At 58.7% G+C, this 19,586-nt stretch carries 16 protein-coding genes and 1 pseudogene; 13 read left to right on the top strand and 4 right to left on the bottom strand.

Translation table 11 applies throughout. The features are described from left to right. Nucleotides 1-10: 10 nt before the first annotated feature. On the bottom strand, nt 11-1,102 hold the full coding sequence (locus tag PSH94_RS10315) for an NADH:flavin oxidoreductase/NADH oxidase (RefSeq protein ID WP_305437358.1): 1,092 nt from the start codon (nt 1,100-1,102) through the stop codon (nt 11-13). A 90-nt stretch (nt 1,103-1,192) separates the two neighbouring features. Between PSH94_RS10315 and PSH94_RS10310 the strand changes: the two genes are divergently transcribed. After that, the gene (locus PSH94_RS10310; RefSeq protein ID WP_181080816.1) at nt 1,193-1,492 is read left to right on the top strand and encodes a helix-turn-helix transcriptional regulator; all 300 of its coding nucleotides are present in this window, start codon (nt 1,193-1,195) and stop codon (nt 1,490-1,492) included. 6 nt (nt 1,493-1,498) lie between these two features. Here PSH94_RS10310 and PSH94_RS10305 read toward each other — a convergent pair whose 3' ends face one another. Further along, a complete protein-coding gene (locus tag PSH94_RS10305) occupies nt 1,499-1,957 on the bottom strand; it encodes a metallophosphoesterase family protein (protein WP_305437357.1) in 459 nt (152 codons plus the stop codon). 240 nt (nt 1,958-2,197) lie between these two features. Between PSH94_RS10305 and PSH94_RS10300 the strand changes: the two genes are divergently transcribed. From PSH94_RS10300 to PSH94_RS10290, 4 genes and pseudogenes are all read left to right on the top strand, one after another. Then, nucleotides 2,198-3,088: a bestrophin family protein gene (locus tag PSH94_RS10300; protein WP_181080813.1), complete on the top strand. Its 891-nt coding sequence runs from the start codon at nt 2,198-2,200 to the stop codon at nt 3,086-3,088. 145 nt (nt 3,089-3,233) lie between these two features. Continuing rightward, nucleotides 3,234-4,268 (top strand): annotated as a pseudogene (locus tag PSH94_RS26075) (cache domain-containing protein); the annotation flags it as partial. 54 nt (nt 4,269-4,322) lie between these two features. After that, entirely contained in the window at nt 4,323-5,177 is an 855-nt protein-coding gene (locus PSH94_RS26070; protein ID WP_370694769.1) for a methyl-accepting chemotaxis protein, read from the top strand. A gap of 175 nt (nt 5,178-5,352) precedes the next feature. Beyond that, nucleotides 5,353-7,761, top strand: coding sequence for a glucose/quinate/shikimate family membrane-bound PQQ-dependent dehydrogenase (locus tag PSH94_RS10290; protein ID WP_305437352.1), 2,409 nt, complete (start codon nt 5,353-5,355; stop codon nt 7,759-7,761). A 77-nt stretch (nt 7,762-7,838) separates the two neighbouring features. On the opposite strand, the gene PSH94_RS10285 is transcribed toward PSH94_RS10290, so the two are convergent. After that, on the bottom strand, nt 7,839-9,035 hold the full coding sequence (locus tag PSH94_RS10285; RefSeq protein WP_305437351.1) for a DNA-binding transcriptional regulator: 1,197 nt from the start codon (nt 9,033-9,035) through the stop codon (nt 7,839-7,841). 139 nt (nt 9,036-9,174) lie between these two features. Between PSH94_RS10285 and xylA the strand changes: the two genes are divergently transcribed. The 5 genes from xylA to PSH94_RS10260 all read left to right on the top strand — a co-directional run bounded on the left by xylA (nt 9,175) and on the right by PSH94_RS10260 (nt 14,950). Beyond that, entirely contained in the window at nt 9,175-10,491 is a 1,317-nt protein-coding gene (xylA, locus tag PSH94_RS10280) for a xylose isomerase (protein ID WP_305437349.1), read from the top strand. 101 nt (nt 10,492-10,592) lie between these two features. Further along, nucleotides 10,593-11,594 carry a D-xylose ABC transporter substrate-binding protein gene (gene xylF, locus PSH94_RS10275; protein ID WP_181080808.1) on the top strand — a complete coding sequence of 334 codons (1,002 nt, stop codon included), beginning with the start codon at nt 10,593-10,595 and terminating at the stop codon, nt 11,592-11,594. Continuing rightward, the gene (gene xylG, locus PSH94_RS10270; protein ID WP_305437347.1) at nt 11,591-13,147 is read left to right on the top strand and encodes a D-xylose ABC transporter ATP-binding protein; all 1,557 of its coding nucleotides are present in this window, start codon (nt 11,591-11,593) and stop codon (nt 13,145-13,147) included. Before xylF ends, xylG begins: the two co-directional genes overlap by 4 nt. Then, nucleotides 13,148-14,284: a sugar ABC transporter permease gene (locus PSH94_RS10265; protein WP_181080804.1), complete on the top strand. Its 1,137-nt coding sequence runs from the start codon at nt 13,148-13,150 to the stop codon at nt 14,282-14,284. It abuts the gene before it with no gap. 369 nt (nt 14,285-14,653) lie between these two features. Beyond that, nucleotides 14,654-14,950 carry a hypothetical protein gene (locus tag PSH94_RS10260; protein ID WP_034137793.1) on the top strand — a complete coding sequence of 99 codons (297 nt, stop codon included), beginning with the start codon at nt 14,654-14,656 and terminating at the stop codon, nt 14,948-14,950. Between the two features lie 141 nt (nt 14,951-15,091). On the opposite strand, the gene PSH94_RS10255 is transcribed toward PSH94_RS10260, so the two are convergent. After that, entirely contained in the window at nt 15,092-16,342 is a 1,251-nt protein-coding gene (locus PSH94_RS10255; protein ID WP_253506631.1) for a glycoside hydrolase family 68 protein, read from the bottom strand. A gap of 802 nt (nt 16,343-17,144) precedes the next feature. Here PSH94_RS10255 and PSH94_RS10250 point away from each other — a divergent pair. From PSH94_RS10250 to PSH94_RS10240, 3 genes are read left to right on the top strand one after another with little or no spacing between them, the layout of a single operon-like run. Continuing rightward, entirely contained in the window at nt 17,145-18,053 is a 909-nt protein-coding gene (locus tag PSH94_RS10250; RefSeq protein ID WP_253506628.1) for an FkbM family methyltransferase, read from the top strand. Between the two features lie 22 nt (nt 18,054-18,075). After that, nucleotides 18,076-18,684 (top strand): ATP-dependent Clp protease proteolytic subunit, encoded by a 609-nt coding sequence (locus PSH94_RS10245; protein ID WP_181080800.1) that lies wholly within the window; start codon nt 18,076-18,078, stop codon nt 18,682-18,684. After that, nucleotides 18,671-19,579 carry an acetamidase/formamidase family protein gene (locus tag PSH94_RS10240; protein ID WP_305437346.1) on the top strand — a complete coding sequence of 303 codons (909 nt, stop codon included), beginning with the start codon at nt 18,671-18,673 and terminating at the stop codon, nt 19,577-19,579. The genes PSH94_RS10245 and PSH94_RS10240 overlap by 14 nt, the downstream gene beginning before the upstream one ends. The last annotated feature ends 7 nt before the right edge of the window (nt 19,580-19,586 follow it).

Raw genomic sequence — 19,586 nt, 5'->3', positions numbered from 1 at the left:
CGGCATGGGCTCAGCGATAGCGCTCAAGCCAGTGCGCGTATGGGGCCGGCAAGGTCCAGGCGGACTTCTCCACACCCAGCTCCTTGGCGGCGAAATACGCCCAGTGCGGATCGGCCAGGTGCGCGCGCCCCACCGACACCAGGTCCAGCTGACCGGCCTGCAACGCGCCCTCAGCCAATTGCGGGGTGCCAAAGCCCCAGGCCGAGGTCACCGGAATACCGGCCTCACGGCGTACGCGTTCGGCAATCGGGCCCATAAAAGCCGGGCCCCACGGAATGTTAGTGTCAGGAATGGTGAAACCGACGCTGACGCTCAGCAAGTCCAGGCCGCCAGCTTTGAAGCGGCGCGCCAGTTCGATGGATTCGGTGAGCGTCTGTTCGTCACGGCCGTCGTACTCGATCACGCCGAAACGCGCGGTCAGCGGCAGGTTTTCCGGCCAGACCTCACGCACGGCGGCCAGGGTTTCCAAAAGGAAACGGCTGCGATTGTCGAAGCTGCCGCCGTAGGCATCGGTGCGCTTGTTGGAGTGTTCAGAGAAGAAACTCTGGCCCAGGTAGCCGTGGGCGAAGTGCAGTTCGATCCATTCGAAACCGGCGTCGCGGGCCCGGCGGGCGGCATCGACGAAATCCTGTTGTACGCGGGCGATGTCTTCCAGGGTCATGGCGCGCGGTACGTTGGGCAGGTTGGCACCGAACGCAATCGCAGACGGCGCGATGGTTTCCCAACTGCGGGCATCGGAGGCAGGGATATGGTCATCGCCTTCCCACGGGCGATTGGCGCTGGCCTTACGCCCGGCATGGGCGATCTGGATACCCGGCACCGAACCCGCCGCCTTGATAGCCTGCACCATCGGCACAAAAGCTTCGGCGTGGGCATCGCTCCAGATACCGGCGCAGCCTGGGGTGATACGGCCTTCCGGGGCAACGGCGGTGGCTTCCACCACCAGCAGACCGGCACCGCCACGCGCCATGCCGGCCAGGTGGACGTGGTGCCAATCGTTGACCACGCCGTCTTCGGCCATGTATTGGCACATCGGCGGGATGGCGATGCGATTGCGCAGGGTGACGTCTTTGAGGGTGAAGGGTTCGAACAAAGCGGACATCGTGAACTCCAGAAGCAGGTGACTGATTCGATAGTTCGATGGTAATCGAACAATAGTATTGAGCGATACCCCCCTGTTATCATTCATTTCATGCGAGCCTTCAAACACCCTACCCTGCAAGACCTCACACTCGAACGCGTGCTCTACGCCCTGAGTGATCCGGTGCGCCTGGAGATCGTCCGGTGCCTGGCCGCCGTGCCGGAAGCCACCTGCGGCGAATTGGATGGCGGACGGCCCAAGTCGAGCATGTCCCACCACTTCCGCGTACTGCGCGACGCCGGCCTGGTGCACAGCCGCAGCGTAGGCACCACCCACATGAATTCGTTGCGCAGCGATGAACTTGAAAGCCGCTTTCCGGGATTACTCGCGTCCATTCTTGCCCAGCAATAAGTCTATTCACTCCAGCAGTGACACCAAGCGAGCGTCGATAGTGCCCTCGCCCATCTCCAGCAGCGCCAGCGTCACCGGCAACTTGAAACGTCGGCGCCCCGCGCTGCCGGGGTTTACATACAGAATGTCACCGCGCCACTCGATCAACGGCTTATGCGAATGCCCGGTAATGACCAGGCGCGTGTGAGGAGTGAGCAACGCCGGGACATCGGCGATGTCATGCACCAGCAACGCCTGGCGGCCGTTGAGCGTAACGTGCAGGTGGTCCGGCACCTGGCGTGCCCATGCCGCATCCTGATCATTGTTGCCGCGCACCACGTGCAGCGGCGCAATGCCGGTCAGTTGCTCGATAATGTCGGCACTGCCAATGTCGCCCGCATGGACGATCTGCTCGCAACCTTGCAGGGCCGCCACGGCTTCGGGCCGAAGAAGGCCGTGGGTATCGGAAATCACGCCGATCTTCATAGGGTTCACTCTCTAGGGTTTGATTCTGGATGCATAGGTATCTGCACAAGTCTTAAAGGCTGACACATAACTCTGAGGCCGCCATACATTCAGCCAGGCCACGATTCTCAAACCTGCTGCCATCGCTGCCAAAATTGTTCCGCCCGACGGCTTAAACGTTTCAGGTTGCGGCGAACCTAACGGGTTCGTCGGCGTCCGAGCTAAGGCACTGTCGCTTAACGCTCGTCGCGAGGTTGTCATTTGAAAGCCGCCATCATCAAAAAGTACCGCCTGGTCATCAAGACCATGGGCTACGTCGGCTGGTCGTTGTTCTGGCTGTTGCTGTGGGACGTGGCCGTCACGGTGGACTTCATGCTGTTTCTCACCACCAAGATCAACCTGCCGCTGATGCCCCTGACCCTGCTCGGCTCGGCTCTGGTGGTGCTGATCAGTTTTCGCAACAGCAGCGCGTACAACCGCTGGTGGGAGGCCCGCACGCTGTGGGGAGCGATGGTCAACAATTCGCGCAGTTTTGCGCGCCAGGTGCTGACCCTGCTGGACGACCCTGGCAGTGAGGTCAACCCGGTCAAATCCACGCTGTTGCGCCGGCATGTGGCGTATGTGAACTGCCTGGCCGCCCACCTCAGGGGCCAACCATGCCCTGACGAAGTGCGCGCGTTCATCCCCGCCGAGGAGTTTGCGCGCAATGGCGCGACCAATAATTTCGCCAACGACCTCCTCACCGGCTCGGCGGCGTTACTGGCGCGCGAATACAAGGCCGGCCACCTGGACAGCATTCGCCTGGCGCGGCTGGAGTCGACCCTGGTAGACCTGTCCAACGCCCAGGGTGGCATGGAGCGCATCGCCAACACGCCGCTGCCCTACCCGTACGTGTATTTCCCGCGCCTGTTTATCACGCTGTTCTGCCTGATCGTACCGGTGGGCCTGGTGGAATCCCTGGGCTGGTTCACCCCGCTGGCCTCCACGGTGGTGGGCTTTATGCTGCTGGCCATCGAACGCATCGGCACCGACCTGCAAAGCCCGTTCCGCTCCAGCGAACATCAGATCCAGATGGAAGCCATCTGCGAAACCATCGAGAAAAACCTGCAATCGATGCGCCGCGACACCCTGGCCGAGACCGTGATCGGCTGAAACCGCCCCCACGTCCTAAAGTGCGTGCCCTCTCGGTCGATAACGAGGGTACGTACGCAAGGACCCTACCCTTCATAACAACCCCTGCGACGCTCAGCACTACCGTTTGCCTTGCCAAAACTATAAATACCCGCGGGTGAAAGTCATGAATATCAAGCAGAAGCTGACCTGGGCGTTCGCGGCTATCGCGTGCGTGCCGGTCATCCTGGTAGCGGTACTGGTAGTGTTGAACCTGCGCGAGGGGGCCCAGGCTAATTTCCTCGACAGCAGCGGGCGTGAAATCCGCCAGATCGACAACGGCATGAAGCAGTTCTTCGACGGCATCAGCCAGAACGTCGAGTACGTGGCCAAGGACCCGCGCGTGGTCGCGGCCAAGGAGCTCAAGAGCTACGCCAGCGCCGACGCCGCGCAGATCCCGCTCACGCCGACCAATAAAGAGCTGCTGGCGATTTTCGATCAGTTCGCCAAAAGCCACCCCACCACCGCCTACCTGTCTCTCGGCCTGGCCGACGGCGGCTACGCCAGCTGGCCCGACGACGCCAAGCTGACCAACTACGACCCGCGCGTGCGCCCTTGGTACAAAGCGGCGATTGCCGCGCCCGGTACCACCGTGCGCACCGGTGCTTATTACTGGGCACCGGACGACGTGGTGCTGATCGGCACCGTGCACACCGTGGCCGACCCCAGCGGCAATGTGCTGGGCGTGATCGGCCTGGATGTGTCGCTCAAGCAACTGACCGAACTGGTCAAGAACATTAAGCTCGGTGACAGCGGTTACCTGATGCTGGTGGAAGGCAACGGCAACGTGTTGGTCGACCCCAGCGATGCCAAGCACAATTTCAAACCCCTCGCCGACCTGGGCCCCAACTACGCCGAACTGGCCAAGCGCGGCGACGGCGTAACCCAGATCGACATCGACGGCGTGGCCTACATGGCCAACGTGGTCAGCTCCAAAGACCTGGGCTGGCGCTTTATCGGCCTGATCAAGCGCGACGAAGTGATGGCCGGCGCCACCCGCCTGACCTGGTTGATCGCCGCCATCGCCGCGGCGCTGGCCGTGGTGTTCGCGATTGTCGGTGCCAGCTTTGCCAGCGTTATCGTGCGGCCGATTCGCGGCGTGGCCGATGGCCTGCAGGAAATCGCCGAGGGCGAAGGTGACCTCACTCGGCAACTCAAGGTCCAGGGCAAAGACGAAACCGCCACCCTGGCCGGCTGGTTCAACCAGTTCCTGGGCATGATCGCGCAACTGGTGCAGCGCATCGGCAGCGCATCCTCCGACCTGCAGAGCGCCGCCGCCGACACCAGCGAAGTGGCCAACAACATGAACCAGGCCGCCGGACGCCAGCGTGAAGCGGTGGAACTGGTGAGCACCGCCTTCAACGAAATGGTGGCCACCGCCAACGAAGTCGCGCGCTCCTGCAGCGCCGCCGCTTCTAGCGCCGACGAAGGCTACCGTGACGTGCACGACGGCCAGCAACATATCGGCGAAGCCACCGGCAGCGTACTGCGGCTCAGCGAAGACTTGCAGAAGTCGACCCAAACCATGCAGCAGTTGGAGCAGGACAGTAAAAACATCAACACCATCCTGGATACCATCCGCTCGATTGCCGAACAGACCAACCTGCTGGCGCTCAACGCCGCCATCGAAGCCGCGCGGGCCGGTGACCAGGGCCGTGGCTTTGCGGTGGTTGCCGATGAAGTGCGCGCCCTCGCCCGCCGCACCGCCGACTCCACCGGCGAGATCGACAGCCTGCTGGGCAACCTTGCCCGCCGCACCCAGGAAGTCACGCAGCAAATGCAGGGCAGCCTGCTGGTGTCCCACACCAGCGTGGAACGCATCCAGCAGGCCCGTGACAGCTTCGACAAGATCCGCAGCTCGGTAGACTCGATCCGCGACCAGAACACCCAGATCGCCACCGCCGCCGAAGAGCAGCACCAGGTCGCCGAGGAGATCAACCGGCACATCGCGCAGATCCATGCCGATGCGCAACTGGTCGAAGGCTTTGCCCACTCGGCGCAGACCGGCTCGGGTCGTCTGACTGATATTTCCGCTCAGCTCAAGGGGTTGGTGGGGCGCTTCAAGTTCTAGCCAAACAACCGAAGGCGATCAATAAAGCCGCTTGTTTCTGACGGAACAAGCGGCTTTTTCATGCGCCCGCACTCACCACGGCCGTTGAAGTCGGCCGCCCGGCAAAAATGTACTAACTAGTTACTTGTCTTGCTAACATTGCGCCTTTGCCCTCTCTCACTCGAGTCCTTTCGATATGAAACGAGCATCGCGCGCCACTGGCGTCTCTAGATTTATCCTGCTGGGCCTGGGTGTGATCATCGCCCTGCTCGGCCTCGCGCTGGCCGTCGGCGGCGCCAAACTGGTCAGTCTCGGCGGTTCCTGGTACTTCCTGGTGGGCGGCGTGGCCATGGCGGTTGCCGGGCTGTTGATTGCCCGTCGAAAACCGGCCGGCGCGTGGCTGTTCGCGGGGTTTCTGCTGGGCACGGCGGTGTGGGCCGTGGCGGACGTTGGCCTGGTGTTCTGGCCGCTGTTCTCGCGGCTGTTCATGTTCGCGGTGATCGGCCTGGTGGTGGCGCTGGTGTACCCGCTGCTGGCGGGCAAGCCCGCCCGCGGCGCGTATGGCGTGGCCGCCGTGCTGGCAGCGGGCGTGGCGATTGCCGCAGGCAACATGTTTGTCGCGCATCCGAGCGTGGCGCCTACCGGTGCAGGCCCGGGCGTTACGCCGGTGGTGGCGGCCGAGGCGCAGAAAGACTGGGCGCACTACGGCAACACCGAAGGCGGCAGCCGCTTTGCCGCCCTGGATCAGATAAACCGCGACAACATCGGCAAGCTCAAAGTGGCCTGGACCTATCGCACCGGTGACGTGGCCATCAGCGACGGCAACGGTGCCGAAGACCAACTCACACCCCTGCAGATCGGCAACAAAGTGTTTATCTGCACGCCGCACAACAACCTGATCGCCCTGGACGCCGACACCGGCAAAGAGCTGTGGAAGAACCAAGTCAACGCCCAGTCGGCGGTATGGCAACGTTGCCGGGGCCTGGCGTATTTCGACGCCGGCGCGCCGATCGTCCAGCCGACCCAGCCCGGCAGCTCGCCGATCATCGCCGCCAGCGTTGCCCCCGGCGCACAGTGTCAGCGTCGGTTGCTGACCAACACCATCGATGCGCGCCTGATTGCGGTGGACGCCGACAGCGGCCAATTCTGCGAAGACTTCGGCACCCATGGCCAGGTGGATCTCAAAGCTGGCCTGGGCAATGTGCCGGACAGTTACTACCAACTGTCCTCCGCCCCGCTGATCGCCGGGACTACCGTGGTGGTCGGCGGCCGCGTCGCCGATAACGTGCAGGCCGATATGCCAGGCGGCGTCATCCGTGGCTTCGATGTGATCAGTGGGCAAATGCGCTGGGCCTTCGACCCGGGCAACCCTGAGGACAAACACGCGCCGGCCGATGGCAACACCTACGTGCGCAGCACGCCCAACAGCTGGGCGCCGATGTCCTACGACCCGCAGATGAATACGGTCTTCCTGCCGATGGGCAGCTCGTCCACCGACATCTACGGGGTGGAGCGCACCCAGCTCGATCACACCTATGGCGCGTCCGTATTGGCGCTGGACGCCTCAACCGGTGCCGAGAAGTGGGTGTACCAGACCGTTCACAATGACCTGTGGGACTTCGACCTGCCGATGCAACCGAGCCTGATCGACTTCACCCCACCGGGCAGCGACACCGCTGTACCGGCAGTGGTGATCGGCACCAAGGCCGGGCAGATCTATGTGCTTGATCGCGCGACCGGCCGGCCGCTGACCGAGGTCAAGGAAGTACCGGTCAAGGCCGCGAATATCCCCAACGAACCCTACTCGCCGACCCAGCCTGAATCGGTGGGCATGCCGCAGATTGGCGCGCAAACCCTGAGCGAGTCGGACATGTGGGGCGCCACCCCGTACGACCAATTGCTGTGCCGCATCGACTTCAAGGGCATGCGCTACGACGGCCTGTACACCGCGCCGGGCACGGACAAATCCTTGAGCTTCCCAGGCTCTCTGGGCGGCATGAACTGGGGCAGCATCTCCACTGACCCGGTGCACGGGTTTATCTTCGTCAACGACATGCGCCTGGGCCTGTGGATCCAGATGATCCCATCGCAGAACAAGGCGCTGGCCGCGTCCGGTGGCGAGGCGTTGAACACCGGCATGGGCGCGGTCCCGCTCAAGGGCACGCCGTATGCGGTGAACAAAAACCGCTTCCTGTCGGTGGCCGGCATCCCATGCCAGGCGCCGCCGTTCGGCACCCTCACCGCCATCGACATGAAGACCCGGAAAGTCGCGTGGCAAGTGCCGGTCGGCACCGTCGAGGACACCGGGCCGTTGGGTGTTCGCATGCACCTGCCGATCAAGATCGGCCTGCCGACCCTTGGCGGAACGCTATCGACCCAGGGCGGCCTGATCTTTATCGCCGGCACCCAGGACTTCTACCTGCGCGCCTTCAACAGCGGCAACGGCGAAGAAATCTGGAAAGCCCGCCTGCCGGTCGGCAGCCAGGGCGGCCCGATGACCTACGTGTCGCCGAAAACCGGCAAGCAATACATCGTGATCACTGCCGGCGGTGCACGCCAGTCCACCGACCGGGGCGACTATGTAATCGCCTACGCCTTGCCGTAACCCCAGCGTGCGCTCCGGCACTGCTTGAACATGTGGGAGGGAACAAGCCCCTCCCACACAGCAGCGCATGTAAGGCCCTAATCAGGCACGGGCAACGCACACTCCTCACCTTGCTGGTACTCACGCGGCGTGCAGCCGAATTCACGGCGAAACACGGTGTGCAGGTACTGCGCCGACTTGAAGCCGCACTGTGTCGCCACGTCGGCAATCGGCCGTTCGTGGTTTGCCAGGCCCTTGGCGGCGGCGGCGAGTTTAAAGCGCAGGATCTCGTCATGCACGCTGCAACCACGCACCTTGCGAAAGTGTGACTCCAGGGATGAACGCGACACGCCGACATAGGCCGCCACCTGCGCGGTCTTGATGCCCTGGCAGGCGTACTGGCGGATAAACAGCAGCGCCTGCATCACGTACGGGTTGCCCAAAGGCTGATGCAGGCTGGAGGCCTGCACGTTGATCGCCTCCGGGGGCACCAGGATCTGCGTGCCACTGGCGGGTTTGCCGTGCAGCATCTGGTGCAACAGCGCGGCGGCGGTGCGGCCCATGGTTTCGGTGCCCTGGATCACGGAACTGAGCGGCACCCGCGTGAGGGTGCGGGTCAGCGGGTCGTTGTCGATGCCGATCAGCGCCACTTGCTCCGGCACCGCGATACCAGCGGTGAGGCAGGCTTGCAGCAATTGCCGGGCGCGGGCGTCGGTGACGGCGATGATGCCGATGGGCTTGGGCAGGCTGTGCAGCCAGGCGATCTGCTGCTCCACCGCGCTGTCCCACAATGGCGCGCTGGTGCCCAGGCCGCGATACACCTCCACGTGCAGACCATCGCGCTGCATCAGGCGACGAAAGGCTTTTTCGCGCTCCTGGGCCCAGCGGTTGGCCTGGGCCTCGGGCAGGCTGAAACAGGCAAACCGGGTCAGCCCGGCCTCGATCAGGTGCTCGTAAGCCAGCTTCATCAACCCATGGTTGTCGGTGGCCACGTAGGGAATGCCCTTGGGATAGGCGCGTGCATCCTCATAAGAACCGCCCACCGCCACCACCGGCACCTTGCTGTGGGCCAACGCTTCGCCGATCAGCGGGTCATCGAAGTCGGCGATGATGCCGTCGCCCTGCCAACGCTCGATGCCTTTGAGCCGACACAGAAAGTCCTCCTCCAGGAACAAGTCCCAGGACGCACGGGTGCTGCTCAGGTAATTGCCGATGCCGGCGATGATGCCACGGTCGTAGATTTTGCTGCCGTTGAACAGCAAGGCGATGCGGTGCACGGGCGGTAGGGTTTTCATTGTTGTTGTCCTGGGGCCAGTCGGCACAGAGTAGCCCTCACCACTCAAAATCGCACCCTGCCTTGGTGATTTTCATAATCGGCGGGCGCGGTGCCGTTGCTAGTATCCAGACACCGCCAAGAACAATAAGGAAAACGCCATGACGTACTTCCCCGGTGTCGAGAAGGTTCGCTTCGAAGGCCCCGACAGCGATGCTCCCCTCGCCTTTCGCCATTACGACGCCAACAAGCTGATCCTCGGCAAACCGATGCGCGAGCACTTGCGCATGGCTGCGTGTTATTGGCACACCTTCGTGTGGCCGGGCGCCGATATGTTCGGGATGGGCACCTTCAAGCGCCCTTGGCAGCGCAGCGGTGAGCCGATGGATGTGGCCATCGGCAAGGCCGAGGCGGCCTTTGAGTTTTTCTCCAAGCTGGGCATCGACTATTACAGTTTTCACGATACCGATGTGGCGCCCGAAGGCAGTTCGCTCAAGGAGTACCGCAACCACTTTGCGCAGATGGTCGACCACCTGGAGCGCCATCAGGAACAGACCGGCATCAAGCTGTTGTGGGGCACCGCCAATTGCTTCAGCAATCCGCGCTTTGCGGCCGGCGCCGCCACCAACCCGGACCCGGAGGTATTTGCCTACGCCGCGGCTCAGGTGTTCAGCGCGATGAACGCTACGCTGCGGCTCAAAGGCGCCAACTATGTGCTGTGGGGCGGTCGCGAAGGGTATGAAACCCTGCTCAACACCGACCTCAAGCGCGAGCGCGAACAGCTCGGGCGCTTTATGCGCATGGTGGTGGAGCACAAGCACAAGATCGGCTTCAAGGGCGACCTGCTGATCGAACCCAAGCCCCAGGAACCGACCAAGCACCAGTACGATTACGACAGCGCCACGGTGTTCGGCTTCCTGCACGAATATGGTTTGGAACATGAGATCAAGGTCAACATCGAAGCCAACCACGCGACCCTGGCCGGGCATAGCTTTCACCACGAAATCGCCACCGCCGTGTCCCTCGGCATCTTCGGCAGTATCGACGCCAACCGCGGCGACCCGCAGAACGGCTGGGACACCGACCAATTCCCCAACAGCGTCGAGGAAATGACCCTGGCCACCTATGAAATCCTCAAGGCTGGCGGCTTCAAGAATGGCGGCTATAACTTTGACTCCAAGGTGCGCCGCCAAAGCCTCGACGAAATCGACCTGTTTCACGGCCACGTCGGCGCCATGGACGTGCTCGCCCTGGCGCTGGAACGCGCGGCGGCCATGGTGCGGAACGACCGGTTGCAACAGTTCAAGGACCAACGCTACGCCGGTTGGCAGCAACCCTTGGGCCAGTCGGTACTGAGCGGCGAGTTCAGCCTGGAATCCCTGGCCGAACATGCGTTTGCCCATGAACTGAACCCCCAGGCCGTGAGCGGTCGGCAGGAGATGCTGGAGGGGGTGGTCAACCGGTTTATTTATCGGTGACATTTGCACGACAAATCCCTGCACGGAGCGTCGAAGGACGCTCTACAGTTTTACCCGCATCACGCTGTGTCTTTCCAACAACAATAAAAGGACGCACCACCATGAAATCATTCAAACGCACCCTGCTCGCCACCGCCCTGGCCCTGTTCGCCCTGCCGGTCATGGCCGATTCCGCCCATCCGAAAATCGGTTTTTCCATCGACGACCTGCGCCTGGAGCGCTGGTCCCGCGATCGCGATTACTTCGTGGCGGCGGCGGAAAAACTCGATGCCAAGGTTTTTGTGCAATCGGCCGATGCCAACGAGCAGAAGCAGATTTCCCAGATCGAAAACCTGATCTCGCGCGGCGTCGATGTGATTGTGATCGTGCCGTTCAACGCCACGGTGCTGACCAACGCGGTCGCCGAAGCGAAGAAGGCCGGAATCAAGGTGGTGTCCTATGACCGCCTGATTCTCAATGCCGACATCGATGCCTACATCTCCTTCGATAACGAAAAAGTCGGCGAGATGCAGGCCAGCGGCGTGCTGCAGGCGGCGCCCAAGGGCAATTATTTCCTGCTCGGCGGCGCGCCTACCGATAACAACGCCAAGGTGCTGCGCGAAGGCCAGATGAAGGTGCTGCAACCGGCCATCGACAAGGGCGATATCAAGGTGGTCGGCCAGCAGTGGGTCAAGGAATGGAACCCTACCGAAGCCCTGAGCATCGTCGAAAACGCCCTGACCCGGAACAACAACAAAATCGATGCCATCGTCGCCTCCAACGACGCCACCGCCGGCGGTGCGATCCAGGCCCTGGCCGCGCAGAAGCTGGCGGGCAAGGTGCCGATCTCCGGCCAGGACGCCGACCTCGCCGCCGTCAAGCGCGTGATCGACGGCACCCAGACCATGACCGTGTACAAGCCGCTCAAGCTGATCGCCACCGAAGCCGCCAAACTTTCGGTGCAACTGGCGCGTAACGAGAAACCCACCTACAGCTCGCAGTACGACAATGGCAGCAAGCAGGTCGACACCATCCTGCTCACCCCGACGCCATTGACCAAGGCCAATATCGACCTGTTGGAAAAGGACGGTTTCTACACCAAAGAGCAGATCGGCGGGCAATGACCGTCATGGCTGCCGACTACCTGCTGCAAATGAACGGCATCGTCAAAACCTTTGGCGGTGTCCACGCGCTGAACGGCATCGACATCACGGTGCGGCCGGGGGAATGCGTCGGCCTGTGCGGCGAGAACGGTGCCGGTAAATCCACCTTGATGAAGGTGCTGTCGGCGGTCTATCCCCACGGCACCTGGGAGGGAGAAATCCTCTGGGACGGGCAGCCGCTCAGGGCGCAGTCCATCAGCGAAACCGAGGCCGCCGGCATCGTGATCATCCACCAGGAGCTGACCCTGGTGCCTGACCTCTCGGTGGCCGAGAACATTTTTATGGGCCACGAACTGATCCTGCCCGGCGGCCGCATGAACTACCCGGCGATGCTGCACCGCGCCGAAGCGCTGATGCGTGAACTCAAGGTGCCGGACATCAACGTGGCGCTGCCGGTGTCGCAGTACGGCGGCGGCTACCAGCAACTGGTGGAGATCGCCAAGGCCCTGAATAAAAAAGCGCGCCTGCTGATTCTCGACGAGCCCTCCTCGGCCCTGACCCGCTCGGAAATCGAGGTGCTGCTGGACATCATCCGCGACCTCAAGGCCAAAGGCGTGGCCTGCGTGTACATCTCCCACAAGCTCGATGAAGTGGCGGCGGTGTGCGATACCATCACGGTGATTCGCGATGGCAAGCACATCGCGACCACGGCCATGGCCGATATGGACATCCCGCGCATCATCACCCAAATGGTCGGTCGCGAGATGAGCAACCTCTACCCCACTGAGCCCCATGACATCGGCGAGGTGATGTTCGAAGCGCGCCATGTCACCTGTTACGACGTGGACAACCCCAAGCGCAAACGCGTCGACGATATTTCCTTTGCGCTCAAGCGCGGCGAAATCCTCGGCATCGCCGGGCTGGTGGGCGCCGGGCGCACGGAACTGGTGTCGGCCCTGTTCGGCGCCTACCCCGGCCGCTGCAGCGCCGAGGTGTGGCTGGACGGCGAGGTGATCGATACGCGCACGCCGCTCAAGTCGATCCGCGCCGGACTGTGCATGGTGCCCGAGGACCGCAAGCGTCAAGGCATCATCCCGGATCTTGGCGTGGGCCAGAACATCACCCTGGCGGTACTCGACACCTATGCGCACCTGACCCGCATCGACGCCGAGGCCGAGCTGGGCAGTATCGACCGGCAGATCACGCGCATGCACCTCAAGACCGCCAGCCCGTTCTTGCCGATCACCAGCCTGTCCGGCGGCAATCAGCAAAAAGCCGTGCTGGCGAAAATGCTGATGGCCAAGCCCAAAGTGCTGATCCTCGACGAGCCCACGCGCGGGGTGGACGTGGGGGCCAAGTATGAAATCTACAAGCTGATGGGCGCCCTGGCCGCCGAAGGCGTGGCAATCATCATGGTCTCCTCGGAACTGGCCGAAGTGCTGGGGGTGTCCGACCGCGTGCTGGTGATCGGCGACGGCCAGTTGCGCGGCGACTTCGTCAACGAGGGGCTCACCCAGGAACAGGTACTCGCCGCCGCGCTCAGCCAAAACAATAATAATCGGAAGACCGCGTAGATGAATCAGGTCAAACAGCTGTTTACCCGCTACAAAATGCTCGCTCTGGTGATTGCCGTGGCGGTGATCTGGCTGTTCTTCAGCTGGCAGACCGAGGGCGGTTTCCTCACCCCGCGCAACTTGTCCAACCTGCTGCGGCAGATGTCCATCACCGGCATCCTGGCCTGCGGCATGGTGCTGGTGATCATCAGCGGCGAAATCGACTTGTCGGTGGGCTCATTGCTGGGGTTGCTGGGAGGGCTGGCGGCGATCCTGGACGTGGTCTACCACATTCCGCTGCTGGCTAATTTGAGCCTGGTGGCGCTGTGCGGCCTGATGATCGGCCTGGCCAACGGTTACATGACGGCGTACCTGCGCATCCCGTCGTTCATTGTCGGCTTGGGCGGCATGCTGGCGTTTCGCGGGGTTCTGCTGGGGATCACCGGCGGCACCACCATCGCGCCAGTGTCGCCATCGCTGGTGTATGTGGGCCAGGGGTATCTGCCGCATTCGGTGGGGATTGGGCTTGGGCTTTTGCTGTTTGCCCTCACACTGTTCTTGACCTGGAAACAACGACGCAACCGCGCGCTGCACGGGCTGGCCGCGCACTCATTGATGCGCGACGTGCTGCGCGTGGTGGTGATCGGCGCAGTGCTGGCCGGTTTCGTCAGCACCCTCAACAGCTACGATGGCATCCCCGTGCCGGTGTTGCTGTTACTGGCGCTGCTCGGCGTATTCAGCTATGTCACCAGCCAGACCGTATTCGGCCGCCGCGTGTATGCGGTGGGCAGCAATATGGAAGCCACGCGGCTGTCGGGCATCGACGTGCAGGCGGTCAAACTGTGGATCTTCGGCATCATGGGCGTCATGTGCGCCCTCGCCGGCCTGGTCAACACCGCACGTTTGGCGGCGGGTTCACCGTCGGCGGGCAATATGGGCGAACTGGACGCCATCGCCGCCTGCTTTATCGGCGGCACATCGATGCGCGGCGGGTCCGGCACGGTGTATGGCGCATTGCTGGGGGCGCTGGTGATTACCAGCCTGGATAACGGCATGTCGATGCTGGACGTGGACAGTTACTGGCAGATGATTGTGAAGGGCAGCATTTTGGTGTTGGCGGTTTGGGTGGATGTGAGTACGCGGGCGGGTCGGCGCTGAACCCGTTCTCACCGGCCCCACATTGACCGCATTCCATTGGAGGCTTGGTGGCGTTTGGTCATGGTTTGTAAAGGGCCAGCAAGCCACATCCCTTTTAATTGCAGGACGTTTCCTAGACAATCCTCGCCGCCTTGTGCCTGTTGGAATCGATGGCTAGTCTGCGGTCCGTCACTGCTCATCAGTGATCGGGTTTAGTCGCCCGGATTCAGAACAGGCGCATGTCTCCCATGAAGCTTTATGGTGGCTGTGCGCAGGGCGCCTTCGGGTGCGCCGGGTTCCTGTTCTGACCGGTCGACTAACCTGCGTACAGCCGCCACCTTCGTTTAGTCGCAAAGCGTGTCGGCTCCTTGATCAGACAGGAACTACACCATGAACAAAGTCGTCCCCGATCCACCCTTCGATCCCGCCAAAGACCGCGCCGCCTTCAACCGCGCCATCGACCATTACCTACCGACCCAAGGCTTTCACTCCATCAACGAAGACCTGAGCTTCGAAGACGCCCTGCTCTACACCGCCAGTTTGCTCGATAGCGCATCGGCGACGGCGTTGGATTGTGGCGAGCAACTGACGAGCCCAGAGCGAGCGAAAATCCTGGCAGTGTGGCACTTGCTTGAAATTGCCAAAACCACGGTAGATCGCTCAATCAACTGCCTGAAACACGGTTAGAAAATGTGAGAGGGGGCTTGCCCCCGATAGCAGTGGGTCAGCTACACAGAAGCTGACTGATCCACCGCCATCGGGGGCAAGCCCCCTCCTACAGTCGGGTTGGTTTACACCTGATGAATCAGGCTGACCGTTGCGCTGCTGTCATTGGCTCAACACCACATCGCGCATCGGCGGGATGTAACCGTAGTCATACGCCTCCTGCACGAACGAACGATCCCCCTTGAGCACAATCCTGACCGTCGGCGCTTCGGTGCCGCCGATGCGGTAGTCGCCGCCGGCGGTGGGCACGCTGTCGATAAACGATGTGACCAGGCCATTGGGCATCACGCAGTGCGAATAGGTCTGGAACGGCTGCGACGGCGGGTTACCCAGTACCAGGCCCGAAGCGTTCATCGGTGTGTAGGGGCCGAACAGATGATCGCCGACAAACCCGTAGACCCCATCCGGGCCCGTTATGCCATCGGCATAGGTGAACTTGTGACTGATGGTAAACAGGTAGTACTTGTTGTCCTGAAACACGTAGTGCGGCCGCTCGGTCTGATCATTCACCCCGACGGCGGTGACCAGGGGCGGCAGGAGTTCCCATTCATCGCCATTGAGGTCCTTGGCCACCGCAAGGCCGATGCAACCCACCTGGTAACGCGCACCGCCCACATGTTCATGCCCTGGCGGCACCAGGCCCAGTTCGTTCGCGCCCACTTCGTGAGTGCCGCGCTCACCTGCTACGTTGCCTTCGAACACCATGTACAGCTTGCCGTCCTTGGGATCGATAAACGGGCTGGGGTCGCGGAAGTTCCAGGTCGCGTTCTGCGCTTCGGTCTGGTAATAGGTGCCATCGGCTTCGAACAGGGCCTTGACCTGAGTGAAACCGCGCAACTCGACACCGCTTTGGGACGTGACCACCTGGCCTCGGACCTTGGCAATCGTCGCGCCCGGAGTGACGCAGGTGTAATACAGGTCGATGTCGCCGTTGTTATTGAGCAGGATCGGTGTACCTGCCCATTCACGCGTGGTCGGCGATACGCCTTCGGCCATCACGCGGCCGCCGAAGATCCAGTCTTTGCCGGTGCGCGAGTACCAGTAGCAGATGCGCGCATGACCATGGCGATCTTCCCAATCGCGCTTGATGTCGTAGCGACCATCGGCATTGATAAATTGCGGATCATGGGGGCGACGGTCGGCCGTCAGGGTGAAGATCACGGACCAGCCGTTAACCGAAACCACCGTGCCGTCCAGCGTGCGCAAGGGCATGGTGTCCCAGATAAACACCGTGTCGCTCATCACCGGGAAGTCGGCAGGCACCAGCGGTTGAGTCGTGGTGGGGTCATTTTCATTCACTTTGAGCGCATCTGCGCGTGTCCAGCGAGTGGGGATAATAGTGGCGTGTTTCATGATGAAGTCCTTTTCATTGACGCTTGGATACGGCCCGTCGTGGCGAGCCAGCGTATTGAGTTGATCCATTGACCTACACACAGTGCCCAGCGGGGCTGAAGCGTCCTTCCTGGACAATCAGTGCTTAAACACTGTGTTTATATACAGTATTCGGCGTTCGCCTGGGCGTCAACCCTTGAGTGAAAATATCCAGAGGTGGGAGGGCTTTGCTCCGATAGCAGCGTGCCAACCAGTAACGAAGACCACGGTGAATCGTTAATTGGATATTTCGGTGCAGTGAAGCCCTGGACTTAAACAGCCAAGCCCAGGTTAGGCGCGAGCTTACTTACGCCTGCCCGATGTCAGCGCTTTGTCGTCGTTGAAGAATTTAAAAACTACCCACACACTTCCACGCTCTAATACCAGAATGTATTTTTCCGATTACTGGCCTTACAAACGTTAGCCTTACTAACGAAAATTCTGAACTCTCGCGCCTAAAGGAATGTAAGAAAAATCCTCGAAAAGTAGGATGCTTCCTTCAATAAAAAATATTCCTAGGAAATTTCGGATTTTTTTAAAAATCTTTGACCGATTTCTGTTTTGGGATTATAGATTAATGGCGCAGCGCACTCCCTGTACTTAAGCAAAGGAGACAACGTATGAGTAATGAAAAAACTGTTACCAAAGTCGATCTGGCGAAAGTATTTAGCCTGAACGGCGAAAATGGAAAAGTAGTATTGGCGGTGGTCAACTAATCTGCATCGCCTATAACAAGAGCGGCATGCTTAAGGAAGGTGCCGCTCTTCCTTACCAGGAGTGCGACATGATCGATTTTACAAACTGGTTATGCGGAGAAAAAATAAACATCATTGATATCGGAGCTCGGATGACGCCAGGGGAAGCACCGATATATCAAAACCTGATCAAAAATAATCTATGTACGATTACTGCAGTAGAGCCAGACACCAGCACGAATGAGCTACTAGTCAAACTATCAAATGCAAAAATTTATAATTTAGCGCTAGGTACAAAAGGGCTTTCTTATCTGAACATCTGCCAACTACCTTCGTGTTCATCGCTCCTAGAGCCAGATACAGAAACACTATCCAAATACTCAGGCATGGAATACTTTTACAACGTCATAGACCGCGTCAGCCTACATGTAGATGAAATGGACGACATTTTCCAGGATGAAATCTTTGATTTCCTCAGCATAGACGTCCAAGGAGCCGAGTTAAATGTCCTGGAAAATGGAAGGAGAAACTTATCCAACCTTCTGGGGATTCATATTGAGGTGTCGTTTATTGAAAAATATAAAGGACAACCCTTATTTCGTGACGTCGATACTTTTTTAGCCGGCAATGATTTTTCCTTCCATTGCTTTACAGGATACGGCACGAGGTCCCCACGGGGAATTGAAATAGATAACTCTCCCATAAATGGAATAAACCAGTGGCTTTGGGCAGACGCTTTCTATTTTCACAATTTATATGATATAGACTTTTGGAAAGAACCTGGAAAACTAATAAAACTCGCCTGTATCTTTCATAACCTGTATAAATCCTACGACTTCTCAGCTCATTGTTTAAAAATTCACGACCATCAATTTGGCTCAAATTATCTCTCGGAATATGCGTCACTTATATCCAATCTCACAAATACATGCATCAAATCAAGCAGTGACGAAAATACATATTTAGCCAAAATAGCGCAAAAAATAAATTACAACTAAAACCTGAACGGAAACTCAGAAAATGAAAGACCCATTTAACTCAGAGCAAGAAAAACCTGAAAATGAATCAATTTTAAAAATAAAAGAATCAATTAAAATTACAGATAGCCTAGTTGCATCAAGAAAAATATTTATAACGGGAGAAATAAACCACAACCTAGCCTACAATACAGCTAGAGAACTTCATGCGTTATCTCATATTAGCGACGATCCAATATTTATTTTTATCAGTTCTCCAGGCGGACACGTTGAGTCAGGGGATATGATCTATGACACTATAAAATTCATAAAACCAAAAGTTTTTACAATAGGATCCGGGTGGGTCGCTAGCGCTGGCGCACTGATATATGTAGCGGCTGATAAGGAAAATAGATACTCCCTACCCAACACTCGCTTTCTTCTCCATCAACCATCTGGTGGCTTTCACGGTAGAGCAGAAGATTTCGGCGCCTACTCAAAAGAAATTAGCTTTATGAAAGAGCGACTAAACAAAATATTCTCAGACGCCACTGGGCAACCCATAGAAATAATCAGACAAAATACAGAGCGCGACTTTTGGTTAAGCGCCGAAGAGTCAGTAAAATATGGACTGGTCCACAAAATAGTGACCTCTGAACATGAAATATTCTAAAACTTGCCGGCTTAAACAAAAATCTCATTTCTCATCCTTCGGCGAAAACTCAAAGAATGCGATAATTTTAGAACAGAAAAAATCTTATACGATAAAAACCATAGACAACTTAGGCTATGACGAAAACCTAAATAAATGCAGTGATTTTCTGAACCCCCTTTCTGGTCCGTTCAGCTTGAAAGGAGCAAAATTTGGTGAAACCATTGCGCTAAATATAGAAGGCATTATACATACTCGTGATATTGGACTTTCATCTTGTGGACTTCTACCTACCCATTTAGATGAAACACTAAAAAAAGATGTTCTCGGTGAGCCAGTCATTTTTTGGAAAATTGAAGATGAATTTTGCTATCCCATTAAAGGCAGCCAAATTGATCGCTCAATCGCTTTGAGAAAGTCTCTAATGATCGGTTGTTTAAGAAGTGCTGAAAATCTTGGTGAAGCCTCCTTAAGCTCGTTGGATGCGGACCAATATGGCGGCAACTTTGATTGCAAGCTTTTTAAACAGGACGCATTAATTTTTCTACCCATTAGAAATGACAATGCTGAGTTTTATATAGGAGACGTTCATTATTGCCAATCCGATGGCGAAGTCGGCGGAACGGGCATAGAAGTTACAGCTGAAATAACATTTTCAGCAGAGGTCTGCAGTGCCCCCATACACAAGGGCCTACACGTCACTGTAGATAACCTCGTGTATTTTATGGGCGTCGGATCGACCATAAACGACGGGATAGCCAAGGCTTTTTCACAAGGTTACGAAGCATTAACTCACAAAGGAATTAATGACAACCTAACTAGACTACTACTGGCCCATGGAAGCACATTACAGCTTATAAAAATCGGATATCCAAATATTGTAGCGATAGGTATAGAGTTAAAATACTTTTCATAGGCATTGG

This window comes from Pseudomonas sp. FP2254 (assembly GCF_030687695.1).
Classification (GTDB): Bacteria; Pseudomonadota; Gammaproteobacteria; order Pseudomonadales; family Pseudomonadaceae; genus Aquipseudomonas; species Aquipseudomonas quebecensis.
This window is presented reverse-complemented; position numbering and strand designations above follow the sequence as displayed.

Bases quoted from the DNA above. Each gene is read 5' to 3' on its own strand.
- PSH94_RS10290 (WP_305437352.1), top strand. From the start codon at position 5,353: ATGAAACGAGCATCGCGCGCCACTGGCGTCTCTAGATTTATCCTGCTG.
- xylA (WP_305437349.1), top strand. From the start codon at position 9,175: ATGACGTACTTCCCCGGTGTCGAGAAGGTTCGCTTCGAAGGCCCCGAC.
- PSH94_RS10260 (WP_034137793.1), top strand. From the start codon at position 14,654: ATGAACAAAGTCGTCCCCGATCCACCCTTCGATCCCGCCAAAGACCGC.
- PSH94_RS26070 (WP_370694769.1), top strand. From the start codon at position 4,323: ATGATCGCGCAACTGGTGCAGCGCATCGGCAGCGCATCCTCCGACCTG.
- xylG (WP_305437347.1), top strand. From the start codon at position 11,591: ATGACCGTCATGGCTGCCGACTACCTGCTGCAAATGAACGGCATCGTC.
- PSH94_RS10240 (WP_305437346.1), top strand. From the start codon at position 18,671: ATGAAATATTCTAAAACTTGCCGGCTTAAACAAAAATCTCATTTCTCA.
- PSH94_RS10245 (WP_181080800.1), top strand. From the start codon at position 18,076: ATGAAAGACCCATTTAACTCAGAGCAAGAAAAACCTGAAAATGAATCA.
- xylF (WP_181080808.1), top strand. From the start codon at position 10,593: ATGAAATCATTCAAACGCACCCTGCTCGCCACCGCCCTGGCCCTGTTC.
- PSH94_RS10315 (WP_305437358.1), bottom strand. From the start codon at position 1,102: ATGTCCGCTTTGTTCGAACCCTTCACCCTCAAAGACGTCACCCTGCGC.
- PSH94_RS10265 (WP_181080804.1), top strand. From the start codon at position 13,148: ATGAATCAGGTCAAACAGCTGTTTACCCGCTACAAAATGCTCGCTCTG.
- PSH94_RS10250 (WP_253506628.1), top strand. From the start codon at position 17,145: ATGATCGATTTTACAAACTGGTTATGCGGAGAAAAAATAAACATCATT.
- PSH94_RS10305 (WP_305437357.1), bottom strand. From the start codon at position 1,957: ATGAAGATCGGCGTGATTTCCGATACCCACGGCCTTCTTCGGCCCGAA.
- PSH94_RS10310 (WP_181080816.1), top strand. From the start codon at position 1,193: ATGCGAGCCTTCAAACACCCTACCCTGCAAGACCTCACACTCGAACGC.
- PSH94_RS10285 (WP_305437351.1), bottom strand. From the start codon at position 9,035: ATGAAAACCCTACCGCCCGTGCACCGCATCGCCTTGCTGTTCAACGGC.
- PSH94_RS10255 (WP_253506631.1), bottom strand. From the start codon at position 16,342: ATGAAACACGCCACTATTATCCCCACTCGCTGGACACGCGCAGATGCG.